The following is a 19,864-nucleotide window of genomic DNA, read 5'->3' as shown; positions in this document are numbered from 1 at the left end:
CCATGGCCGTCGACACACAGCGCGTCGAGGCGCTTGTTCGTGAGATCTTGGTCGCCATCGGCGAGGACCCCGACCGTCCGGGCCTGAAGCGCACCCCGCAGCGGGTCGCCGAGGCGTACGCCGAGTTCTTCGCGGGCCTCGATCAGGACCCGGCGGAGCCGCTGGGCAAGCCCATTTCCGTCGCGCGCGGACCCGAGCCCGAGACGGTCGCGTCGGGAGCGGTGCTGCTGCGCGACATCGCCTTCCGGTCGGTGTGTGAGCACCACCTGCTTCTGTTCCGTGGTGTGGCACACGTCGCCTATCTGCCGGGCGACACAGTCGTGGGGCTCGGCGCCCTGCCGCGCGTCGTCGACATCCTCGCGTCGCGCCCCCAGGTGCAGGAGCGACTCGGTGAGCAGATCGCGGACACGATCCAGCACGAACTCGACGCCCGCGGCGTGCTCGTGGTGCTCGACGCACGTCACGGATGCGTCAACATGCGTGGCGGTCGCCAGCCGGATGCCTCGACCGTCACCGTCGCGGCCCGCGGCGAGCTCGCCGAGCCCGCGGCTCGCGCCGAGCTGATCGCCCTGATCGGCGGCGTTCGCTCGTGAGCCCCGCGAACACCGTGGGAACCGTGATCATGGGGATCGTGAACACGACGCCCGACTCGTTCAGCGATGGCGGCCGGTACCTGAACCCCGAGCGCGCGATCTCGCACGCCCTCGAGCTCGTCGGCGACGGTGCGGGTGTGATCGATGTCGGGGGCGAGTCCACCCGGCCCGGTGCCGAGCGCGTGCCGACCGCGGAAGAGACTCGGCGGGTTCTGCCGGTCGTCGCGGCGCTCGCCGAGCGCGGCATCGTCGTCAGCATCGACACGATGAACGCCGAGACGGCCGTCGCCGCGGTCGACGCGGGCGCGCGGATCGTGAACGACGTTTCGGGGGGCCTCGCCGACGCCGACATGCTCGCCGCCGTGGCCGCGACATCCGCGGATTTCGTGCTGGGTCATTGGCGCGGTCCGTCGTCCGACATGTACGCCCGCGCCGCGTACGCCGATGTCGCGCGCGACGTCACGGTCGAGTTGGCGGAGCGTCTGCGCGAGGCTGCGCGAGCGGGAATGGATCCATCCCGGGTGGTGCTCGACCCGGGCATCGGCTTCGGGAAGACCGCGGAACAGAACTGGGCGATGCTCGCCGGCCTGGAGCATCTCGTCGCGCTCGGGCCGCGCGTCCTCGTCGGAACCTCGCGCAAGCGGTTCCTGACAGCGGCGCTGAGCGACGCATCCGCATCCGCATCCGCAGAGGTTCCGTCCGTCGCCCGCCGCGACGCCGCGACGGCCGTGACGAGCGTGCTGGCCGAGCGGGCGGGTGCGTGGGGTGTGCGTGTACACGACGTCGCGGCGACGCGCGATGCCCTGGCGATCTCGGCGGCCTGGCGAACGGGGGCATCGTGGACGGCCTAGACGAGATCACGCTGACCGGCCTGCGCGTGTTCGGTCGGCACGGGGTGTTCGACTTCGAGCGCGAGCGGGGCCAGCACTTCGTGATCGACGTGGTGCTGAAGCTGCGCACGACAGAAGCGGCCCGCACGGACGATGTGCGCGACACCGTGCACTACGGCGAGGTCGCCGACACGATCGTCGCGATCGTCGCGGGCGAGCCGGTCAACCTGATCGAGACGCTCGCCGAGCGCATCGCCGTCGCGGTACTCGCCGACCGCCGTCTCGCGTCGGTTCGCGTGACCGTCCACAAGCCGAGTGCGCCGATCGAAGCCGAGTTCTCGGACGTCTCGGTGACCATCGAACGAGCCGCGATCGACTTCCCCCGGAGCACCCCATGAGCCGTCGACTGGCCGAAGAACTGCCGCCCCGCGAGGCGAAGCCCGACCACGAGACGACCGTCGCGGTCGTCGCTCTCGGCAGCAACCTCGGCGACCGCGGGGCGACGCTCGAGGACGCGGTGCGCGAGATCGCCCGCCTGCCCCTGGTCGATCACGTGCGGATCTCGCCGACGCGCGAGACGATCGCGCTGCGACCGGATGGTCCGGATGCCTCGGCACCCGCGTACCTGAACGCCGTGGCCCTCGTCTCGACGCGGCTGGCCCCGAGCGTTCTGCTGGCGATGCTGCATCGCATCGAGACCGAGCACGGGCGTCAGCGTCACGAGCGCTGGGGCGACCGCACGCTCGACCTCGATCTGATCGCGTACGGGGACGTGCGGTCGGACGATCCGAACCTCACGCTGCCGCACCCGCGCGCCGCCGAGCGCGACTTCGTGCTCGAGCCCTGGCTCGAGGCCGACCCCGATGCCGTGCTCGTCGGTCACGGCGCGGTGCGGGATCTCGTCGATCGGCTGCGCCCACGGGCGGCGCAGGATCAGCCGGATGCCTCGGACGGGGAGCGCGCGTGAAGCGCACGAGTCCGCTCGTTCTGCTCTCGGCCGCCGTACTCGGCGCCCTCGCGGGCTTCCTGCTCGATCACCTGCTGACCGTCTCCGGGCGACCGACCTTCACGCCGTTCATCTCGTTGCCGATCATGCTGTTGCTGCTCGGCGCGATCGTGGTCGTCCTGGCGCTGCCGATTCGCCGAGCGATCCGGGGCCCTCGTCGGCAGCGCGGCGTGATGCCGACGGGATCGCCATCGGCATCACGGTCGGCATCGGGAATGCCCGTCAACCCGTTCCGGGCTTTGCGCATCGCGATTCTGGCGAAGGCGTCGAGCATCGTGGGGGCGGCGATCGGTGGGGTCGGCGTGGGCTTGGCCGCGTACCTGCTGTCCCGTCCCGTGCCGCCGCCGTTAGGCTCGATCACGGCGGTCATCGCTACCGCCGTCGCGGGGGCGATCCTCGTCGTCGCGGCACTCGTCGCCGAGAACATGTGCATCATCCGGAAGGACGACGATGACGAACCCCCCGAGCCCGCCGCCGGAGGCGACGCCCACCCCTGGTGAGGTCGTGGACGTGTCGACTCCCGGGCGCCCGATCGACGACTCGCCCACCGACCCGCTCGACGACTCGCTCGATCGTGGCACCTTCACCGCGCTGGTCGAGCCGCGTTCGCCGTCCCGTCTCGAACTCGACGCGGGCGACTGGCATCAGATCTCGCCCCAGTACGTGTGGGTTCAGCTGATCTCGAGCGGGGTGATGATCGTGCTCGTCGCGGCGGTCATGCTGTTCGTCGCCCTGTTCTTCCGCCAGACGTGGGCCTACATCCCGGGCGGGATCATCCTGGCGATCCTGATCGCGACGACCGCCGTCGTGCCGCGACAGGCGCGTTCGATCGGCTACCGTCTGCGCCGAGACGACCTCGTCTTCCGCCGCGGCATCCTGTGGCAGCGGCTCGTGGCCGTGCCATACGGACGGATGCAGCTGATCGACATCACCCACGGCCCCCTCGACCGCGGGTTCGGCATCGCGCAGCTGAAGTTCGTCACGGCCGCCGCATCGACGGGGGTCACGATCCCCGGACTGGAGCAAGAGACCGCCGAACACCTGCGCGACCTGCTCGTCGAGGTCGCCGAGTCGCGACGGACGGGACTGTGACCGAGTCCGAGCCGACCGCCACGCCACCCGGGGTACCCACACAGGCCCCAGACGAACCGTTCGAGGCGCGCAGCGACCTGAGTGACGGCGAGTGGCACCGGATGCATCCGCTGTCGCCGATCTTCCGCGGCGGCATCTTCCTGGTCGTGCTCGTCGGCATCGTCATCGCAAACCTGCGCGACCGGCTGGTGGCGATCTTCCTGCCGTCGCTGCTGCCGGAGCTGCCAGACGGCGGCGAGTGGAACTCGGGTGATCCCGTCGACTGGGTCCTCGACCACGGACTGCTGCTCGCGGCGTCCCTCGCCGCTCTCGGCGTGCTCGTGCTGGTCGTCGGCGGGTTCTACCTGTCGTGGCGCTTCCACACCTTCCGGATCACGGACGACGACGTCGAGGTCAGACAGGGCATCCTGTTCCGCTCGCAGCGGCGCGCGCCACTCGACCGTGTGCAGGGCGTCAACCTCACGCGCCCGCTGGTTGCGCGCCTCGTCGGTCTCGTGAAGCTCGAGGTCGTCGGTGCGGGTGCGGATGCGAACGTCAAGCTCGAATACCTGTCGACCAGCAGCGCGGAGCGTGTGCGCGCGGACATCCTGCGTCTCGCGTCAGGGCGACAGCTCGCCGAAGCGGCCGGGGTCGCTCCATCCGGGGCCGCCGCATCCGGATCCCGCGCACGGGGCGTGTCCGTCGCCGTCAGCGAGGGCATCACGGGACTCATCGCGGGGGCCGAGGGGCCGGCGAGCGAGCCCGAGAGCGTGGTGCACATCCCTCCCGGTCGGCTGATCGCCTCGCAGGTGCTCGGTGGCGGCACGGTCGCTCTGCTCGTCATGACGGGCGTCGCGATCGCCGGCGGCATCTGGGGTTCGCCGTGGGTGCTGTTGGGCCTGATCCCCGCACTGCTCGGTTTCGGGGCCTACTGGGTCTCGCAGATCCTGAAGTCGCTGCGGTACTCGATCGCGCCCACACGCCACGGCCTGCGGGTGACCTTCGGGCTCTTCACGACGGTGACCGAGATCATTCCGCCGGGGCGCGTGCACGCGATCGAGGTGCGGCAGTCGATCTTCTGGCGCCCGTTCGGATGGTGGCTGATCAAGATCAACCGCCTGACGGGACGAAGCGCGGGTGACACCGCGACCGACCAGTTCACGACGGTCCTGCCCGTGGGTACGCGCGCGGACGTCGAACGCGTCCTGCGCCTGATTCTGCCGGGCACCCGTGACGAGGAGTGGTCGCTGCTCTTCGACCACGGCATCCTCGGCCCCCGCGACGAAGACCCGTTCTCGCAGACCCCGCGCCGTGCCTGGTTCATCCGGCCGCTGTCGTGGCGACGCAACGGATTCCTCGTCTCGCCGCACGCGCTCCTGCTGCGACGCGGGCAGATCTGGCGGTCGCTCGCGATCTTCCCCTTCGCCCGCATGCAGAGCGTGGGCCTGCACCAGGGTCCGCTCGACCGATCCCTGCGCGTCGCGTCCCTGCGTCCGCACACGGTCGCCGGACCCGTCTACGGCTCGGTCGCCGCACTCGATCGTGACGACGCGCTCGCGGCGTTCGCGGATGTCACGGCCCGGGCCTCGGCCGCCTCCACGGCGGACCGGAGCCACCGGTGGGCGGAGCCGGACCAGGTGCCGGAGCCGACGCGGGAGGCGACATCGTGAGCCGCGCGGGGCGCCTCGGTGTCGGGATCATCGGCGCCGGCCGCGTGGGCCCGATCATCGGTGCGGCGCTCGGCGGCGCGGGGCACGCGCTGACGGGGATCACCGCGGGGTCCGATCCCGACCGCGTCGAGGCGATCCTGCCGGGTGTGCCGCACCTGGACCCGCCCGAGATCGTGCGACGTAGCGAACTCGTCGTGCTCGCGGTACCGAGCGATCAGCTCGCCGAGCTCGTCGCCGGACTCGCCGCGGTATCGGCGTGGCAGCCGGGCCAACTCGTTCTGCACACCGACGCGCGGTTCGGCACGGACATCCTGCGTCCCGCCGTTCTGCAGGGGGCCATCCCGCTCGCCGTCCATCCGGCGATCACCTTCACGGGTACGAGCATCGACCTGCGTCAGCTGCAAGCGGGGTACGCCGCCGTCACGGCTCCCGCGGCCGTGCTGCCGATCGCCCAGGCTCTCGCGGTCGAGCTCGGCTGCGAGCCCGTCGTCGTCGCGGAGGCGGACCGCGCCGCGTACGCCGAGGCGATCGCAACCGCGACCGAGTTCTCCCGCGCGGTCGTGCAGCAGTCGACCTCGCTGCTGCGCGGCATCGGCATCGACAACCCCGGCGGCTACCTCTCGGCGCTCGTCCGGTCGACGGTGGACCACGCACTCACCCTCGAGACGACGCTGGACTGGGACGGCATCGCGCGGGCCGGCATGGGCGATGCCGGATGGGTCAGCCGGGACGGCCTCGACGATCTGGGCGAGCCGCCGGGGTAGCATCCAAAGATGATCAGCTCCATCGCCGAGCTGCGCACCCGACTGGCCGACGCCAGAAGCGCAGCACGGACGGCGGGGGACACGGCGCGAGATGATTCCGCCGAGCCCACCGTCGCACTCATCTCCACCATCGGCGCGCTCCACGACGGGCACATCGATCTCATCCGGTTGGCCCGGGAACGCGCCGACATCGTGGTGGTATCGGTCTTCGTCAACCCGCTGCGCTTCGCCACCACGGCGGCCTTCGAGGCCTATCCGCGCACGCCCGACGCGGATGCCGCGCTGCTCGAATCGCTCGGGGTCGACGTCGTCTTCGCGCCGAGCGCCGAGGAGCTGCTGCCCGGCGGCGCGCAGACGACCAAGGTCACGGCGGGCGACCTCGGTCTGCGCTTCGAGGGTCGGGCGCGTCCGGGGTACTTCGACGGGCTGCTGACGGTCGAGGCAAAGCTGATCAACCTCGTCCAGCCCGACTTCACGGTCTATGGACGACGCGACGCCCAGCGCATCTTCCTTGTGCGTCGCATGGTGCGCGATCTGTACCTCGACGTCGAGGTACTCGAGACCGACACGGTTCGTGATGACGACGGCCTGCCGATCTCGACACGTATCGGGATGCTCGAAGAGCGCGACCTCAAAGCGGCAGGCAAGCTCGTGGCCGCGCTCGAGGCGGCGGCGTCCAACGCCGACCGCGGCGTCGACGCCTGCATCGCCGCGGCACAGTCGTCCCTCATGGGCGAGGAGCGCATCCGGCTCGAGTACCTGAGCGTCGTCGACCCCGAGAGCTTCCTGCCCGCCGACGAGGGGCACGAGGGTGCGGCCCTGGTTCTGATCGCGGCGACGGTCGCGGGGCACCGGTTCATCGACAACGCCGAGGTGTACATCCGCTGATCCGCTCGTTCGTCTGCGCACACACGCAGCCGAGACGCGCCAATCTGCGCGGATAGACTTGTGTCGACTTTCGAGGAGCCCCCGCAGATGACCGATTCTTCCGTTCCGCCTGCCGTGGCAGCATCCGACGCTTCTGTTCCGGAAGGCCTGGCCGACCAGGAAGACGTCTTCGAGCAGAAGGCGGTGCGGCTCGCCAAGCGCGAGCGCCTGCAGGACGAGCGGACGGATGCCTCGGGTGGCGCCTATCCGGTGAGCGTTCCGGTGACCGACACGATCCCCGCGCTGCGCGAGAACTACGGCGACCTCGAAGCCGACACCGCGACGGGCGTGCGCGCGGCGATCGCCGGTCGCATCGTTTTCAGTCGCAACACCGGCAAGCTGTGCTTCGCGACCCTGCAGTCCGGCGACGGCAGCCGTATTCAGGCGATGGTCTCGCTCGCCGGGGTGGGCGAGGAATCCCTGCAGCGCTGGAAGGAGCTCGTCGACCTCGGCGACCACGTCTTCGTCGCGGGCGAGGTCATCTCGAGCCGCCGCGGCGAGCTGTCGATCATGGTCGACGAGTGGCAGATCGCGGCCAAGGCGATCCTGCCGCTGCCGAACATGTACTCCGAACTCAACGAGGAGAGCCGCGTGCGCGCTCGCTACCTCGATCTGATCGTGCGCGATCAGGCCCGCCAGACCGTGCGTGCCCGTGCCGCTGTCAACGCGAGCCTGCGCGAGACGTTCTCGGGGCACGGCTTCCTCGAGGTCGAGACTCCCATGCTGCAGGTGCAGCACGGCGGCGCCGCGGCCCGGCCGTTCGTCACGCACTCGAACGCGTTCGACACCGAGCTGTTCCTGCGCATCGCCCCCGAGCTGTTCCTCAAGCGCGCCGTCGTGGGTGGCCTCGACCGGGTGTTCGAGATCAACCGCAACTTCCGCAACGAGGGCGCCGACTCGACGCACAGCCCCGAGTTCGCGATGCTCGAGGCGTATCAGTCGTACACCGACTACGTCGGGATCGCCGACCTGACGCAGGAGCTCATCCAGAACGCCGCGCGCGCCGTCTCGGGCTCGACGACCGTGACCTGGGCCGATGGCACCGAGTACGACCTGGGCGGCGAGTGGGACCGCATCTCGATGTACGACTCGCTGTCGGCGGCGAGCGGCCACGAGATCACCCCCGAGACATCCGTCGACGAGCTGTTGGCGCTCGCCGCGGCATCCGGTGTCGTCGAGCCCGCGCACGTCACGCACGGCAAGCTCGTCGAGGAGTTGTGGGAGCACTTCGTCAAGGGCGGCCTCGAGCGCCCGACCTTCGTCATGGACTTCCCGGTCGACACGAGCCCGCTCGTGCGGGCCCACCGCTCGGTCGAGGGCGTCGTGGAGAAGTGGGACCTGTATGTCCGTGGGTTCGAGCTGGCCACGGGATACTCCGAGCTCGTCGACCCCGTGATCCAGCGCGAGCGTTTCGTCGAGCAGGCCGTGCTCGCGGCGCGCGGCGACGTCGAGGCCATGCGCATCGACGAGGACTTCCTGCGTGCGCTCGAGCACGGTATGCCGCCTTCGGGGGGCATGGGCATGGGCATCGACCGCCTGTTGATGGCGATCACCGGGCTCGGCATCCGCGAAACCATCCTCTTCCCGCTCGTCAAGTAACGCCCCCTCGCGGGCGAACGCCCCTGTGCTCACTCGCGGGCGAACGCCCACTCTGGCAAGTGCGAGGCCGCGCACATGCTCAGAACGATCTGCGACAGGCCGTGCGCCGGGTCGATCTCGAGGGCCTGCTCGGCGTACCAACCCGCGTGCGTCGATCCGCCGAGGGCCCAGCTGAGCCAGGCCGCCGCCGCCAGGGGACCCGGCCGTGCCGCCCGCGGGGACGCGGCCGCGATGCGACGGACCAGATCGCGGGCGCGGTGCAAGCGGGCAGGATCGGGCCGCGGCCCCGCGCCGCAGAATCGCGCGCCGAGCTCTTCCGGATAGTCCTGCCCGGCCTCCCAACGCAGCTGCGCGAAGAGGGCGAGCTCGCCCGCGTGGATGTCACCGGCCCACTGCTGTAGAGCGACATCGCGCAGCGCCGGGCGACGCAGGCACCAGAGCAGCGCGGCGCCCGAGAACGCTTCCAGATCGTCGGGGTCCCAGAGCAGCGCATCTTCCAGCAGCTCGGGAAGATCATCGAGCGCCTGGATCGCCGCGAGCGCCCGCGGGTCCAACCGCGCCAGCGAGGGTACATCCGCCACCTCGACGTTCGGCGGTGCGGCCAACAGAGCCTCGGCGACATCGTCGATCGTCAGGAGTGCACGCGCGATGCGCTCCTTCTCGGCCAGATCGACCTCGGGCAGGAATGCGCCCGCGCCCTGATCTCCCGACGGCACGGGTAGCGGCAGGCCGACCTCGCGCTCGTGCACCTCCGCGATCGGGCGGGCCTCGCCCTCCTCGTACGAACCCCAGGCATCGTCGGCGACGCACAGCGCCTCCACGACCCGCAGGCCGCAGAGGTGCGCTCGCTTCTCGAGAGCGGCGACCAGCTCGTGCCACACGATCGGTGCCGACGAATCGTCGCGGAGAGGAGCATCCGTGTAGACCACGATGGCGATGCCGTCGATCCGGTCCACCTTGCAGGCGAGCCCGATCGTGGTCGAGGCCATCGCCTCGACAGCATCGGGTTCGGGCAGGTCGTAGCGCATGACACCAGCCGTCCGGTTACCGCGGAACAGCACGAGCGCGAGGCTCTGGCGGGGGCGATACCCGGCCAGGGCGGGAACGAGGGCGAGGAAGTCTGCGGCATCGGAGGCCTTGATGATGGTGGGCATGTGGCCAGCGTGGTGTTCGGGCGGCCCGCGTGGTGCCCGATGCCGTCGATTCGGGGACGACCGGTCCGCGGGCTGCGGTGGGGAGGAGACATCCGATCGTCCCTGACGCTCCAGCCGACGTATCCTGGAGGGGTGGAAGGCTACTGGGCGGCACTGATCTGGTCGATTCTGCCGACCCTCGTCGTCTCGGCGGTCTTCTTCTTCGTGCTCCGCGGCATCATCCGCATGGACCGCACCGAACGCCGTGTCTACGCGCGGATCGAGGCCGAAGAGCGCGCCAAGCGCGGCATGGCTCCCGCGCCGGAAGAGCCGCGTCCCGCCGCACGCTGACCCATCCCGCTACGCTGAGCACGAGCCAGCGGAGGGAAACGGGTGCTCGTCCTCAATTTCGACATCACGTGGTGGCTGGTCGCCGTCCTCATTTTCGACCTCAGCATCCGCGTGTGGGCGATCATCGTCATCCCGCGAAACCGCCGCCCCACGGCCGCGACCGCCTGGTTGCTGGCCATCTACTTCATCCCGTTCATCGGACTGCTGCTGTTCTTCCTGATCGGCAACCCGCGGCTGCCGCGCGTTCGCCGTCGTAAGCAGCGCCGGATCAACCAGTACATCCACGACGCGACCGAGAACCTCGAGTTCGGGTCGCTGCGGCCGGATGCTCCGGCGTGGTTCACATCGCTCGTCACGATGAACCGCAACCTCGGCGCCATGCCCCTCGCGGGCGACAACACCGTGACCCTGATCGCCGAATACCAGGAGAGCCTGGACGCGATGGCCGGGGCCGTGCGCGGGGCGCAGCACTACGCGCACATCGAGTTCTACATCCTGCAGTCCGATGCCGCGACCGACAATCTGTTCCGAGCCATGGAAGAGGCGTGCGCCCGGGGGGTGACCGTCCGCGTGCTCCTGGATCACTGGGCCAACCGAGGCAAGCCGTTCTACAAGGCGACGCTCCGCCGTCTCGACGCGATGGGTGCGCAGTGGCACCTGATGCTGCCCGTGCAGCCGCTCAAGGGCAAGTACCAGCGCCCCGACCTGCGCAACCACCGCAAGCTGCTGGTCGTCGACGGCGAAGTGGCCTTCATGGGCTCCCAGAACGTGACCGACTCGACCTACAACCTGCCGAAGAACATCCGTCGGGGTCTGCACTGGGTCGACCTGATGGTCCGACTGCAGGGACCGATCGTCGCGAGCGTCAACGCCGTGTTCCTTTCCGACTGGTACAGCGAGACTGACGAAGAGCTCTCCGCCGAGTTCGACGTCGAGAACCTCGACACCGGACCGGGCGATCTCGATGCGCAGGTCGTGCCATCCGGTCCCGGGTTCGACTCCGAGAACAACCTGCGCCTGTTCCTCGGACTGCTCTATGCGGCCGAGCGCAAGGTCATCATCGTGAGCCCGTACTTCGTGCCGGACGAGTCGTTGCTGTTGGCCGTGACCACCGCGTGCCACCGCGGCGTCCACGTCGAGCTCTTCGTCAGCGAAGAGGGCGACCAGGCGATCGTGTATCACGCACAGCGCAGCTACTACGAGGCGCTGTTGCGCGCGGGCGTGAAGATCTGGATGTACCGGAGGCCCTACATCCTGCATTCGAAGAGCCTGACGATCGACGACGAGACCGCCGTGATCGGGTCGAGCAACATGGACATGCGATCGTTCGGTCTGAACATGGAGATCTCGCTACTGGTGCGGGGGAGCGAGTTCGCCGATCAGATGCGCGCCGTCGAAGACCGGTACCGCTCGCTCAGCCGCGAACTGACGCTGGAGGAGTGGAACAAGCAGCCGCTCCGCTCGACCGTTCTCGACAACCTCGCCCGCCTGACCTCGGCCCTGCAGTAGCGGCGCGGCGCTTTCCGTGATGCCGCGGTTGCGCGGTGGGCTCAGCGTTATCGAGTTGAGCGTCGATCGTTATCACGCTGTCACCGTCCACGGATGATGCGCTCAGCGCCATCGGTCAGGATGGATGAGCGGTCGACAGCACGTCCGCAGGGTACGGGACGAGGCATCCCGCCCGGAGGGGTTTCATCGTGGCAGTACGCAACGCGTTCACCGCGCTCGGCGCCGGAGCCGTGATGCTCCTCGCGCTCGCGGGTTGCACGACCGCGCCCGCATCACCCGGGAGCAGCAGCTCGGTGCCGACCGGCGGCGAGGTGTCCGAGGTCGAGGTCGACGCGACCTGGCTCGACGACGGCCGGATGATCGGCATCATCACGTACGGCTCGTCGACGTGCATCCCGGTGGTCGAGGACGCCGCGTTGCAAGACAACGGGACGTTCGCCGTGATTCTCGCCGACCCCGACGAAGACACCGTGTGTACGGCGGACATGGTTCCGCGCGTGGCGCTCGTCGAGGCGCTGCCCGACATGGACCCCGCGGTCGACCTCGAGATCACGGTCGCGGGCGACGGATACACGGGCGACACCGAACTCGATGCCGTGCAGGGTCTCGACCCCTCGAACACGGCCTCGGAGTACGCGCCGAGCGCCGGATGGATCGACACGGACGACTCGTTCGTGATCGTGACCTGGGGCAGCTCGACGTGTGTTCCCGTCGTCGAATCGACCGCCGTGTCCGGCGCCGCCGAGGTGACCGTCACGTTCGTCGATCCGCCCGCCGACCAGGTCTGCACGATGGACATGGTGCCGCGCGCGCTGATCACGTCGGTCTCGGGCCTCGGCGATGACAGCGACGGTGACAGCGGCATCACGGCCGTTCTGGTCGGCGACGATTTCGACAACGTTCGCGTGCCGATCTACGGCTCGAACTAGACCGCGCGCGGGGGAAGCGGCAACGGCGCCGTCCCCGCGCGTTTTGCCCGGTTGATCCGGCCGCGGCTTGCACCATGGGCGGGTCAGTCGGCGATGACGAGCAGGTCGCCGACCTCGCACTCGAGCGCGCGGCAGATCGCCGCGAGCGTCGAGTAGCGGATGGCGCGGGCCCGGTCGTTCTTCAGCACCGAGAGGTTGACGATCGAGACGCCGACCAGCTCCGATAGCCGGGTCAGCGTCATGCCGCGCTCCGCGAGGAGTTCGTCGAGTCGGCAGTGGATCCCGCTCGGCCCCTCGTCGTCGGCGGGACTCACACCAACCCCTCGGTCTCGCGCTGCAGATGCTCGCCACGGCGGAACACGATCACGAGCACCCCCACGGCGATGGCGGCCAGGAACCAGGGGAAAAGGACGGACAACGCACCCCATTGCCCGTCGTACTCGCCGCCGAGGGTCGCGAAGAGGCCGTTCAGTCCCATGTTGCGGAAGAAGGAGCCCGCGAGAGGAGCGAACAGCAGAAGCATCGAGATCGCAAAGAGGGCCCGCGTGTTCTGCCTGCTGAAAACGGCTCCTCGGAGCATCCGGAGGCAGACCAGCGAGCCGAGCGCCGTCGCAACGATCAATCCTCCGGACGAGAGGACCACGGCGATCACGAAGCAGGCGGTGGCGACGGGCGATACGCCGGGCACCGACACCTGAGCGGACGTCACGGTGCCCGCGATGCCCGCGCCGACCGAGAGCGGAAACGTCTGCGGGTCGACGGGGATGGTCGCGGTCAGAGAACCGGGCACGCTGAACATCTCGACGATGGCGCGGACGGCGACCGCGGTGATCCCGATCGCGACCACGGCTCCGACGATGATCGCCGTCCACAGATCGCCGCGGTCACGCCGCGCCTGGAGTTCGGGGGTGCGTGTCATCGAAGCATTCCTCTCGCTCGCACATATCGATAAACGTTATTAACGAAAAACGATAAGTCCGATCCCCGGCGGAGTCAACCCCCGCCGGGCGTCACGCCCACGGCGAACACAGGCGTGAGGCATCCGTCCGCTGGTTACCCTCGATGTAACACGCGAGCCGTAGGGACGCGTGCGGCCGATGCCGAGGAGCCTGCAATGTTCGAGAGATTTACCGACCGTGCCCGTCGTGTGGTTGTGCTCGCCCAAGAAGAGGCGAAGATGCTCAACCACAACTACATCGGTACCGAGCACATCCTGCTCGGGCTGATCCACGAGGGCGAGGGAGTCGCCGCCAAGGCGCTCGAGTCCCTCGGCATCTCGCTCGATGCCGTCCGCGAGCAGGTGCAGGACATCATCGGCCAGGGCCAGCAGCAGCCGACGGGCCACATCCCGTTCACGCCGCGCGCCAAGAAGGTGCTCGAGCTCTCGCTGCGTGAGGCCCTGCAGCTCGGCCACAACTACATCGGTACCGAGCACATCCTGCTCGGCCTCATCCGCGAGGGCGAGGGCGTTGCCGCCCAGGTGCTCGTCAAGCTCGGCGCGGATCTCAACAAGGTGCGGCAGCAGGTCATCCAGCTGCTCTCCGAATACCAGGGCAAGGAGCCCGCGGCCGTCAGCGGCGCGGCCAACGAGTCGGGCCAGGCAGCGCAAGGAGGTTCCGCCGTGCTCGACCAGTTCGGCCGCAACCTGACCCAGGCGGCCCGCGACAACAAGCTCGACCCCGTGATCGGGCGCGAGAAGGAGATCGAGCGGGTCATGCAGATCCTCTCGCGTCGCTCCAAGAACAACCCCGTGCTGATCGGCGAGCCCGGCGTCGGCAAGACCGCGGTCGTCGAGGGCCTCGCCCAGGCGATCGTCAAGGGCGACGTGCCCGAGACGCTGAAGGACAAGCAGGTCTACTCGCTCGACCTCGGGTCGCTCATCGCCGGGTCCCGCTACCGCGGTGACTTCGAAGAGCGCCTGAAGAAGGTCACCAAGGAGATCCGCACGCGCGGCGACATCATCGTCTTCATCGACGAGATCCACACCCTCGTGGGTGCGGGTGCCGCCGAGGGTGCGATCGACGCCGCATCGATCCTCAAGCCGCTCCTCGCCCGCGGAGAGCTGCAGACGATCGGTGCCACCACGCTCGACGAGTACCGCAAGCACTTCGAGAAGGATGCCGCGCTCGAGCGCCGCTTCCAGCCGATCCAGGTCGCGGAGCCGTCGCTGCCCCACGCGATCAACATCCTCAAGGGTCTGCGCGACCGGTACGAGGCGCACCACAAGGTGCAGATCACGGATGGCGCGATCGTCGCCGCCGCGAACCTCGCCGACCGCTACATCAGCGACCGCTTCCTGCCCGACAAGGCGATCGACCTGATCGACGAGGCCGGCGCCCGCCTGCGCCTGTCGATCCTGTCGTCGCCCCCTGAGCTGCGGGAGTTCGACGAGAAGATCGCCGCCGTTCGTCAGCAGAAGGAGCAGGCGTCGGAGGAGCAGGACTTCGAGAAGGCCGCCGGGCTGCGGGACGAGGAGAAGTCCCTGCTCGCCGAACGCCTGCGTCTCGAGAAGCAGTGGCGCTCGGGGGATGTCGCATCCCACGCGGTCGTCGACGAGGGCCTGATCGCCGAGGTTCTGGCGCAGGCCACCGGCATCCCCGTCTTCAAGCTGACGGAGGAGGAGACCAGCCGCCTCGTCTTCATGGAGAAGGCGCTGCACCAGCGCGTCATCGGCCAGGAAGAGGCCATCGCCGCTCTGTCGAAGACGATCCGTCGTCAGCGCGCGGGCCTCAAGGACCCGAAGCGCCCCTCGGGCTCGTTCATCTTCGCCGGCCCCACGGGTGTCGGAAAGACCGAGCTCGCCAAGGCGCTCGCCGAGTTCCTGTTCGACGACGAGGGCGCGCTCATCTCGCTCGACATGTCGGAGTTCGGTGAGAAGCACACCGTCTCGCGCCTGTTCGGTGCCCCTCCGGGCTTCGTCGGGTTCGAAGAGGGCGGCCAGCTCACCGAGAAGGTGCGTCGCAAGCCGTTCTCGGTCGTGCTCTTCGACGAGATCGAGAAGGCGCACCCCGACATCTTCAACTCGCTGCTGCAGATCCTCGAGGAGGGCCGTCTGACCGACGGTCAGGGTCGTGTCGTCGACTTCAAGAACACGGTCATCATCATGACGACGAACCTCGGATCCTCGGCGATCGCCGGTGGACCCGTCGGGTTCCAGGTCGAGGGCGACGCGCAGACGAGCTACGACCGGATGAAGGGCAAGGTCGACGAGGAGCTGAAGCGCCACTTCAAGCCCGAGTTCCTCAACCGTCTCGACGACGTCATCGTGTTCCCGCAGCTGTCGAAGCCCGAGCTGGTGCAGATCGTCGATCTGTTCACCAAGCGCCTGGCTGAGCGTCTGCTCGACCGCGACATGACGATCGCCCTGTCGCAGTCGGCCAAGGAGCGCCTGATCGAGATCGGCTTCGACCCGACGCTCGGCGCCCGGCCGCTGCGCCGCGCGATGCAGCACGAGGTCGAGGACCGGCTGAGCGAGCGCATCCTGCACGGTGAGCTGAACCCGGGAGACCACATCACGGTCGACGTCGAGAACGGCGAGTTCGTGTTCGAGACCAAGCCGCGCGGCGAGAAGGTTGCCGTGGGTGTAGCGTCCTCGGGCGAGATCTCGTCGACGCCCGACCTCGCGATCACGAGCGACTGAATCTGCCGGGTTTCGACTCGGACACACGAAGAGCGGATGCCTCAGGCATCCGCTCTTCGTCGCTTCGGGGCGGAGCGCGAGCGGACAATACTCCGGAGAAACAGGCCGATTCTGGGCCGGGGACGCCGCTAGCGCCCCGCGAAGCGGGATTGTTCCGGAGTATTGTCCGAGACCGCGCGCCGTCGGCGACAGGAGGTGCGGGGATAGGCTGAACGGATGGGCGAATTCACGGTGCGGGCGGCGCGGACGAGCGATGTCGTCGGCATCCGCGACATGCTCGAGCCCTTCGTGCAGCGCCGCATCCTGCTCGGCAAAGACCTGGTCGTGTTGTATGAGTCGGTGCAGCAGTTCGTCGTCGCCGAGGTCGATGGGCACCTCGTCGGATGTGGCGCCCTGCACGTCATGTGGGAGGACCTCGGCGAGGTACGCACCCTCATCGTGACGGATGAGTGGCTGCACCGCGGCGTCGGACGAGCGATCGTCGACGCGCTCGAGCGCAACGCCCAGGAACTGGGACTGACGCGCCTGTTCTGCCTGACCTTCGAGGTCGAATTCTTCACGGGCCGCGGCTTCACGCCGATCGGCGAGCAGGTCGTGCCGCCGGATGTGTACTCGCAGCTGTTGCGCAGCCCCGATGAGGGCGTGGCCGAGTTCCTCGACCTGGCTCATGTCAAGCCCAACACCCTGGGCAACACCCGGATGCTCAAGACGCTCTCGTCAGGCCATGGGCCGTGAGGCTAGGGATCAGATTTCCGTATCCGCAAGTTTCGAAGAACTTACTCCTTTGCTGAACGTCACAATGCCCGCGCGTCGAAGGCCAGTCGGCATGCTCGTATTGAACCGACTTATTGAGAGGCCCCCGTGTCACAGATTGGCATCGTTGCCGAAGGCCCCCGCGAGAAGCGGGTGGCTGCGACCCCTGCAACCATCACGAAGCTGATCGCTCTCGGCTACGACGTCGTCGTCGAAGCCGGAGCAGGAGCGGCGTCATCGTTCCCGGACGCCGCGTATGCGGCATCCGGCGCCACCGTCGTCTCGGCCTCGGAGGCGTGGGCGTCCATGATCGTGCTGAAGGTCGACGCGCCGACGCCCGATGAGGTCGCCCGGCTGGCGGACGGTGCGACGTTGATCGCCCTGCTGAGCCCGGCACTGCGGTCCGACCTCGTGGAGTCGCTGGCTACGCGGGAGATCACGGCGATCGCGTTGGATGCGGTGCCCCGGATCTCTCGGGCGCAGTCGATGGATGTGCTCAGCTCGATGGCGAACATCTCCGGGTATCGCGCAGTGATCGAGGCGGCGAACGAGTTCGGGCGATTCTTCACGGGTCAGGTGACCGCGGCCGGGAAGGTTCCGCCTGCAAAGGTCCTCGTCGCCGGAGCGGGTGTGGCGGGTCTGGCCGCGATCGGCGCCGCATCGAGCCTCGGGGCGATCGTGCGGGCGACCGATCCCCGTCCGGAGGTCGCTGATCAGGTCGCGTCGATCGGCGGGGAGTACCTCGAGGTCGTCGTGCCCGATGAGGCCAAGGAGGTCTCGACCGACGGGTATGCCAAGGCGACCACTGCGGCGTATGACCGGCGGGCTGCGGAGATCTACTCCGAGCAGGCGGCGGATGTCGACATCATCATCACGACCGCGTTGATCCCGGGTCGCGCGGCGCCGCGCTTGATCACGGCGGCCGACGTCGCGAGGATGAAGCCCGGCAGTGTCATCGTCGACATGGCCGCTGCGCAGGGCGGAAATGTGGAGGGGTCGGTCGAGGGCGAGCGGGTCGTGACCGACAACGGCGTGGTGATCCTTGGCTTCACCGATCTGCCCGGTCGGCTGCCGCAGCAGGCCTCGCAGCTGTTCGCAACGAACCTCGTGAATCTGATCAAGCTGCTCACGCCCGGCAAAGACGGGCAGCTGCACCTGGACTTCGACGATGTCGTGCAGCGTACCGTCACGGTCGTCCGCAGGGGCGAGGTCACCTGGCCGCCGCCGCCCGTGCAGGTTTCGGCCGCGCCGCAGAAGACTGTGGCCGCGCCGTCCGTTGCCGCGGAACTGAAGAAGCCCATGTCGTCGCGTGCGCGCGGGTGGCTGGTCGCGGCGGGTATCGCGGTTCTGTTCGCCGTTTGCGCGTTCGCTCCGCCGCCGTTGCCGCAGCACTTCCTCGTGCTGACGCTGTCGGTCGTCGTCGGCTTCTACGTCATCGGCCATGTCGCCCACGCACTGCACACACCGCTCATGAGCGTGACGAACGCGATCTCGGGCATCATCATCGTCGGTGCCATGGTGCAGATCATGGCGCCCGATCTCACGGTGCAGATCCTGGCCGCGGTAGGCGTGCTGCTGGCGAGCATCAACATCTTCGGCGGGTTCGCGGTCACCCGGAGAATGCTCGCGATGTTCCAGAAGGGCCAGAATCGATGATCGCCCCCGAGACGGCCACCGCGGTCGCGAGCGCGGCCTATATCGTCGCGGCGCTGCTGTTCATCCTGAGCCTCGCCGGGCTCCGTAAGCACGAGACCAGCCGACGCGGGGTGGCATTCGGGATCGCGGGCATGGCGATCGCGCTCGCCGCGACGGTGTGGGTCACGGTCGCGGGCGCGTGGACCCAACCGCAGGCCGCGTTCGGCCTGACCCTCCTCGTCGTCGCGGTACTCGTCGGCGGAGCGATCGGCTTGTGGCGGGCGCGCGTGGTGGAGATGACGGGCATGCCGGAGCTCATCGCCCTGCTGCACTCATTCGTCGGCCTCGCCGCCGTGATCGTCGGCTGGAACGGAGCGCTCTACGACATCGGGCTCGAGGGAACTCTGGCCGATATCCACCACGCCGAGGTCTTCATCGGCGTGTTCATCGGCGGCGTGACCTTCACCGGCTCGATCGTGGCATTCCTCAAGCTCTCCGGACGCATCTCGTCCAAGCCGCTTGTCCTTTTCGGGAAGAATGTCCTGAATCTCGGCGCCCTGGTCGTGTTCGTCGCTCTCACCGTCTGGTACGTGATCACGCCCGAGCTGTGGCTGCTCGTGCTGGTGACGATGCTCGCGTTCGCGCTCGGCTGGCACCTGGTCGCCTCGATCGGGGGCGGCGACATGCCGGTGGTCGTCTCAATGCTCAACAGCTACTCGGGCTGGGCGGCGGCCGCGGCCGGCTTCCTGCTGAACAACGATCTGCTGATCGTCACCGGTGCGCTCGTGGGCTCGTCCGGCGCCTACCTCAGCTACATCATGTGCAAGGCGATGAACCGCTCGTTCCTGTCGGTGATCGCGGGCGGGTTCGGCATCGAGGCGCCGACCGCCGGCGACGAGGACTATGGCGACCACCGTGAAATCGATGCGGAGTCCGCGGCAGACATGCTCGTCTCGGCGTCCAGCGTCGTGATCACCCCCGGATACGGCATGGCTGTCGCGCAGGCCCAGCACGGCGTCGCCGATCTCGTTCAGAAGCTCCGCGAACGCGGCGTGGATGTGCGGTTCGGCATCCATCCGGTCGCGGGCCGCCTTCCCGGTCACATGAACGTGCTGCTGGCCGAAGCGAAGGTGCCATACGACATCGTGCTCGAGATGGACGAGATCAACGACGACCTGGCGACGACTGACGTCGTGCTCGTGATCGGGGCGAACGACACCGTGAATCCCGCTGCGGCGGAGGACCCGAGTAGCCCGATCGCTGGTATGCCGGTGCTTCGGGTTTGGGAAGCGCACAACGTGATCGTCTTCAAGCGGTCGATGGCATCCGGCTACGCCGGCGTGCCGAACCCGCTGTTCTATCGCGAAAACGCCCAGATGCTCTTCGGCGACGCCAAGGAAAGAGTCGACGACATTCTCCGGTACCTCTGATCGAGGAACTCGCGGAGGCCGAAG

General features: G+C 68.5%; 20 protein-coding genes. 17 read left to right on the top strand and 3 right to left on the bottom strand.

Going from position 1 to position 19,864, the window contains the following annotated elements; all coding sequences use genetic code 11:
- Positions 1 to 2 precede the first annotated feature (2 nt).
- The 10 genes from folE (at position 3) to lysS (ending at position 8,460) form a co-directional block, all read left to right on the top strand.
- Entirely contained in the window at positions 3 to 593 is a 591-nt protein-coding gene (folE, locus tag C2868_RS11495) for a GTP cyclohydrolase I (RefSeq protein ID WP_100812270.1), read from the top strand.
- 29 nt (positions 594 to 622) lie between these two features.
- Complete coding sequence (folP, locus tag C2868_RS11490) at positions 623 to 1,444, top strand: dihydropteroate synthase (RefSeq protein ID WP_100812422.1); 822 nt, start codon at positions 623 to 625, stop codon at positions 1,442 to 1,444.
- Positions 1,432 to 1,821, top strand: a complete 390-nt coding sequence (gene folB / locus C2868_RS11485) for a dihydroneopterin aldolase (protein WP_100812269.1) — start codon at positions 1,432 to 1,434, stop codon at positions 1,819 to 1,821. The genes folP and folB overlap by 13 nt, the downstream gene beginning before the upstream one ends.
- Positions 1,818 to 2,390 (top strand): 2-amino-4-hydroxy-6-hydroxymethyldihydropteridine diphosphokinase, encoded by a 573-nt coding sequence (gene folK / locus C2868_RS11480; RefSeq protein ID WP_100812268.1) that lies wholly within the window; start codon positions 1,818 to 1,820, stop codon positions 2,388 to 2,390. Before folB ends, folK begins: the two co-directional genes overlap by 4 nt.
- Positions 2,387 to 2,929, top strand: a complete 543-nt coding sequence (locus C2868_RS11475; RefSeq protein WP_100812267.1) for a DUF3180 domain-containing protein — start codon at positions 2,387 to 2,389, stop codon at positions 2,927 to 2,929. The genes folK and C2868_RS11475 overlap by 4 nt, the downstream gene beginning before the upstream one ends.
- Positions 2,880 to 3,521, top strand: a complete 642-nt coding sequence (locus tag C2868_RS11470; RefSeq protein WP_100812266.1) for a PH domain-containing protein — start codon at positions 2,880 to 2,882, stop codon at positions 3,519 to 3,521. Before C2868_RS11475 ends, C2868_RS11470 begins: the two co-directional genes overlap by 50 nt.
- Positions 3,518 to 5,170, top strand: a complete 1,653-nt coding sequence (locus C2868_RS11465) for a PH domain-containing protein (protein ID WP_232711330.1) — start codon at positions 3,518 to 3,520, stop codon at positions 5,168 to 5,170. The genes C2868_RS11470 and C2868_RS11465 overlap by 4 nt, the downstream gene beginning before the upstream one ends.
- Complete coding sequence (locus tag C2868_RS11460) at positions 5,167 to 5,934, top strand: DUF2520 domain-containing protein (protein ID WP_100812420.1); 768 nt, start codon at positions 5,167 to 5,169, stop codon at positions 5,932 to 5,934. Before C2868_RS11465 ends, C2868_RS11460 begins: the two co-directional genes overlap by 4 nt.
- A 9-nt stretch (positions 5,935 to 5,943) precedes the next feature.
- Positions 5,944 to 6,822, top strand: a complete 879-nt coding sequence (gene panC, locus C2868_RS11455; protein WP_100812265.1) for a pantoate--beta-alanine ligase — start codon at positions 5,944 to 5,946, stop codon at positions 6,820 to 6,822.
- An 87-nt stretch (positions 6,823 to 6,909) separates the two neighbouring features.
- Positions 6,910 to 8,460, top strand: coding sequence for a lysine--tRNA ligase (gene lysS / locus C2868_RS11450; RefSeq protein WP_100812419.1), 1,551 nt, complete (start codon positions 6,910 to 6,912; stop codon positions 8,458 to 8,460).
- Between the two features lie 29 nt (positions 8,461 to 8,489).
- On the opposite strand, the gene C2868_RS11445 is transcribed toward lysS, so the two are convergent.
- Positions 8,490 to 9,614 carry a DUF4192 family protein gene (locus C2868_RS11445; protein ID WP_103663385.1) on the bottom strand — a complete coding sequence of 375 codons (1,125 nt, stop codon included), beginning with the start codon at positions 9,612 to 9,614 and terminating at the stop codon, positions 8,490 to 8,492.
- 132 nt (positions 9,615 to 9,746) lie between these two features.
- Between C2868_RS11445 and C2868_RS11440 the strand changes: the two genes are divergently transcribed.
- The 3 genes from C2868_RS11440 (at position 9,747) to C2868_RS11430 (ending at position 12,382) form a co-directional block, all read left to right on the top strand.
- On the top strand, positions 9,747 to 9,944 hold the full coding sequence (locus tag C2868_RS11440) for a hypothetical protein (RefSeq protein ID WP_100812263.1): 198 nt from the start codon (positions 9,747 to 9,749) through the stop codon (positions 9,942 to 9,944).
- Positions 9,945 to 9,986: 42 nt separating this feature from the next.
- Positions 9,987 to 11,453 carry a cardiolipin synthase gene (cls, locus tag C2868_RS11435; RefSeq protein WP_100812262.1) on the top strand — a complete coding sequence of 489 codons (1,467 nt, stop codon included), beginning with the start codon at positions 9,987 to 9,989 and terminating at the stop codon, positions 11,451 to 11,453.
- 188 nt (positions 11,454 to 11,641) lie between these two features.
- Entirely contained in the window at positions 11,642 to 12,382 is a 741-nt protein-coding gene (locus C2868_RS11430) for a hypothetical protein (RefSeq protein WP_103663384.1), read from the top strand.
- An 83-nt stretch (positions 12,383 to 12,465) separates the two neighbouring features.
- Here the strand turns inward: C2868_RS11430 and C2868_RS11425 are convergent, their stop codons facing one another.
- The gene (locus C2868_RS11425; protein ID WP_100812261.1) at positions 12,466 to 12,696 is read right to left on the bottom strand and encodes a helix-turn-helix transcriptional regulator; all 231 of its coding nucleotides are present in this window, start codon (positions 12,694 to 12,696) and stop codon (positions 12,466 to 12,468) included.
- Positions 12,693 to 13,301 carry a hypothetical protein gene (locus C2868_RS11420; protein WP_103663383.1) on the bottom strand — a complete coding sequence of 203 codons (609 nt, stop codon included), beginning with the start codon at positions 13,299 to 13,301 and terminating at the stop codon, positions 12,693 to 12,695. Before C2868_RS11420 ends, C2868_RS11425 begins: the two co-directional genes overlap by 4 nt.
- A gap of 195 nt (positions 13,302 to 13,496) precedes the next feature.
- On the opposite strand from C2868_RS11420, the gene C2868_RS11415 reads away from it, so the two are divergent.
- The 4 genes from C2868_RS11415 to pntB all read left to right on the top strand — a co-directional run bounded on the left by C2868_RS11415 (position 13,497) and on the right by pntB (position 19,840).
- The gene (locus C2868_RS11415; RefSeq protein WP_103663382.1) at positions 13,497 to 16,022 is read left to right on the top strand and encodes an ATP-dependent Clp protease ATP-binding subunit; all 2,526 of its coding nucleotides are present in this window, start codon (positions 13,497 to 13,499) and stop codon (positions 16,020 to 16,022) included.
- Between the two features lie 216 nt (positions 16,023 to 16,238).
- Complete coding sequence (locus C2868_RS11410; RefSeq protein WP_100812258.1) at positions 16,239 to 16,757, top strand: amino-acid N-acetyltransferase; 519 nt, start codon at positions 16,239 to 16,241, stop codon at positions 16,755 to 16,757.
- 126 nt (positions 16,758 to 16,883) lie between these two features.
- A complete protein-coding gene (locus C2868_RS11405) occupies positions 16,884 to 18,431 on the top strand; it encodes a Re/Si-specific NAD(P)(+) transhydrogenase subunit alpha (protein WP_103663381.1) in 1,548 nt (515 codons plus the stop codon).
- On the top strand, positions 18,428 to 19,840 hold the full coding sequence (gene pntB / locus C2868_RS11400; RefSeq protein WP_103663380.1) for a Re/Si-specific NAD(P)(+) transhydrogenase subunit beta: 1,413 nt from the start codon (positions 18,428 to 18,430) through the stop codon (positions 19,838 to 19,840). Before C2868_RS11405 ends, pntB begins: the two co-directional genes overlap by 4 nt.
- Positions 19,841 to 19,864 lie beyond the last annotated feature (24 nt).

The sequence above is a fragment of the Microbacterium sp. CJ77 genome, from assembly GCF_002911615.1.
In the GTDB taxonomy this organism is placed as follows: Bacteria; Actinomycetota; Actinomycetes; order Actinomycetales; family Microbacteriaceae; genus Microbacterium.
Note: the sequence above shows the minus strand (reverse complement) of the source record. Positions and strands in the feature narration are given on the sequence as shown.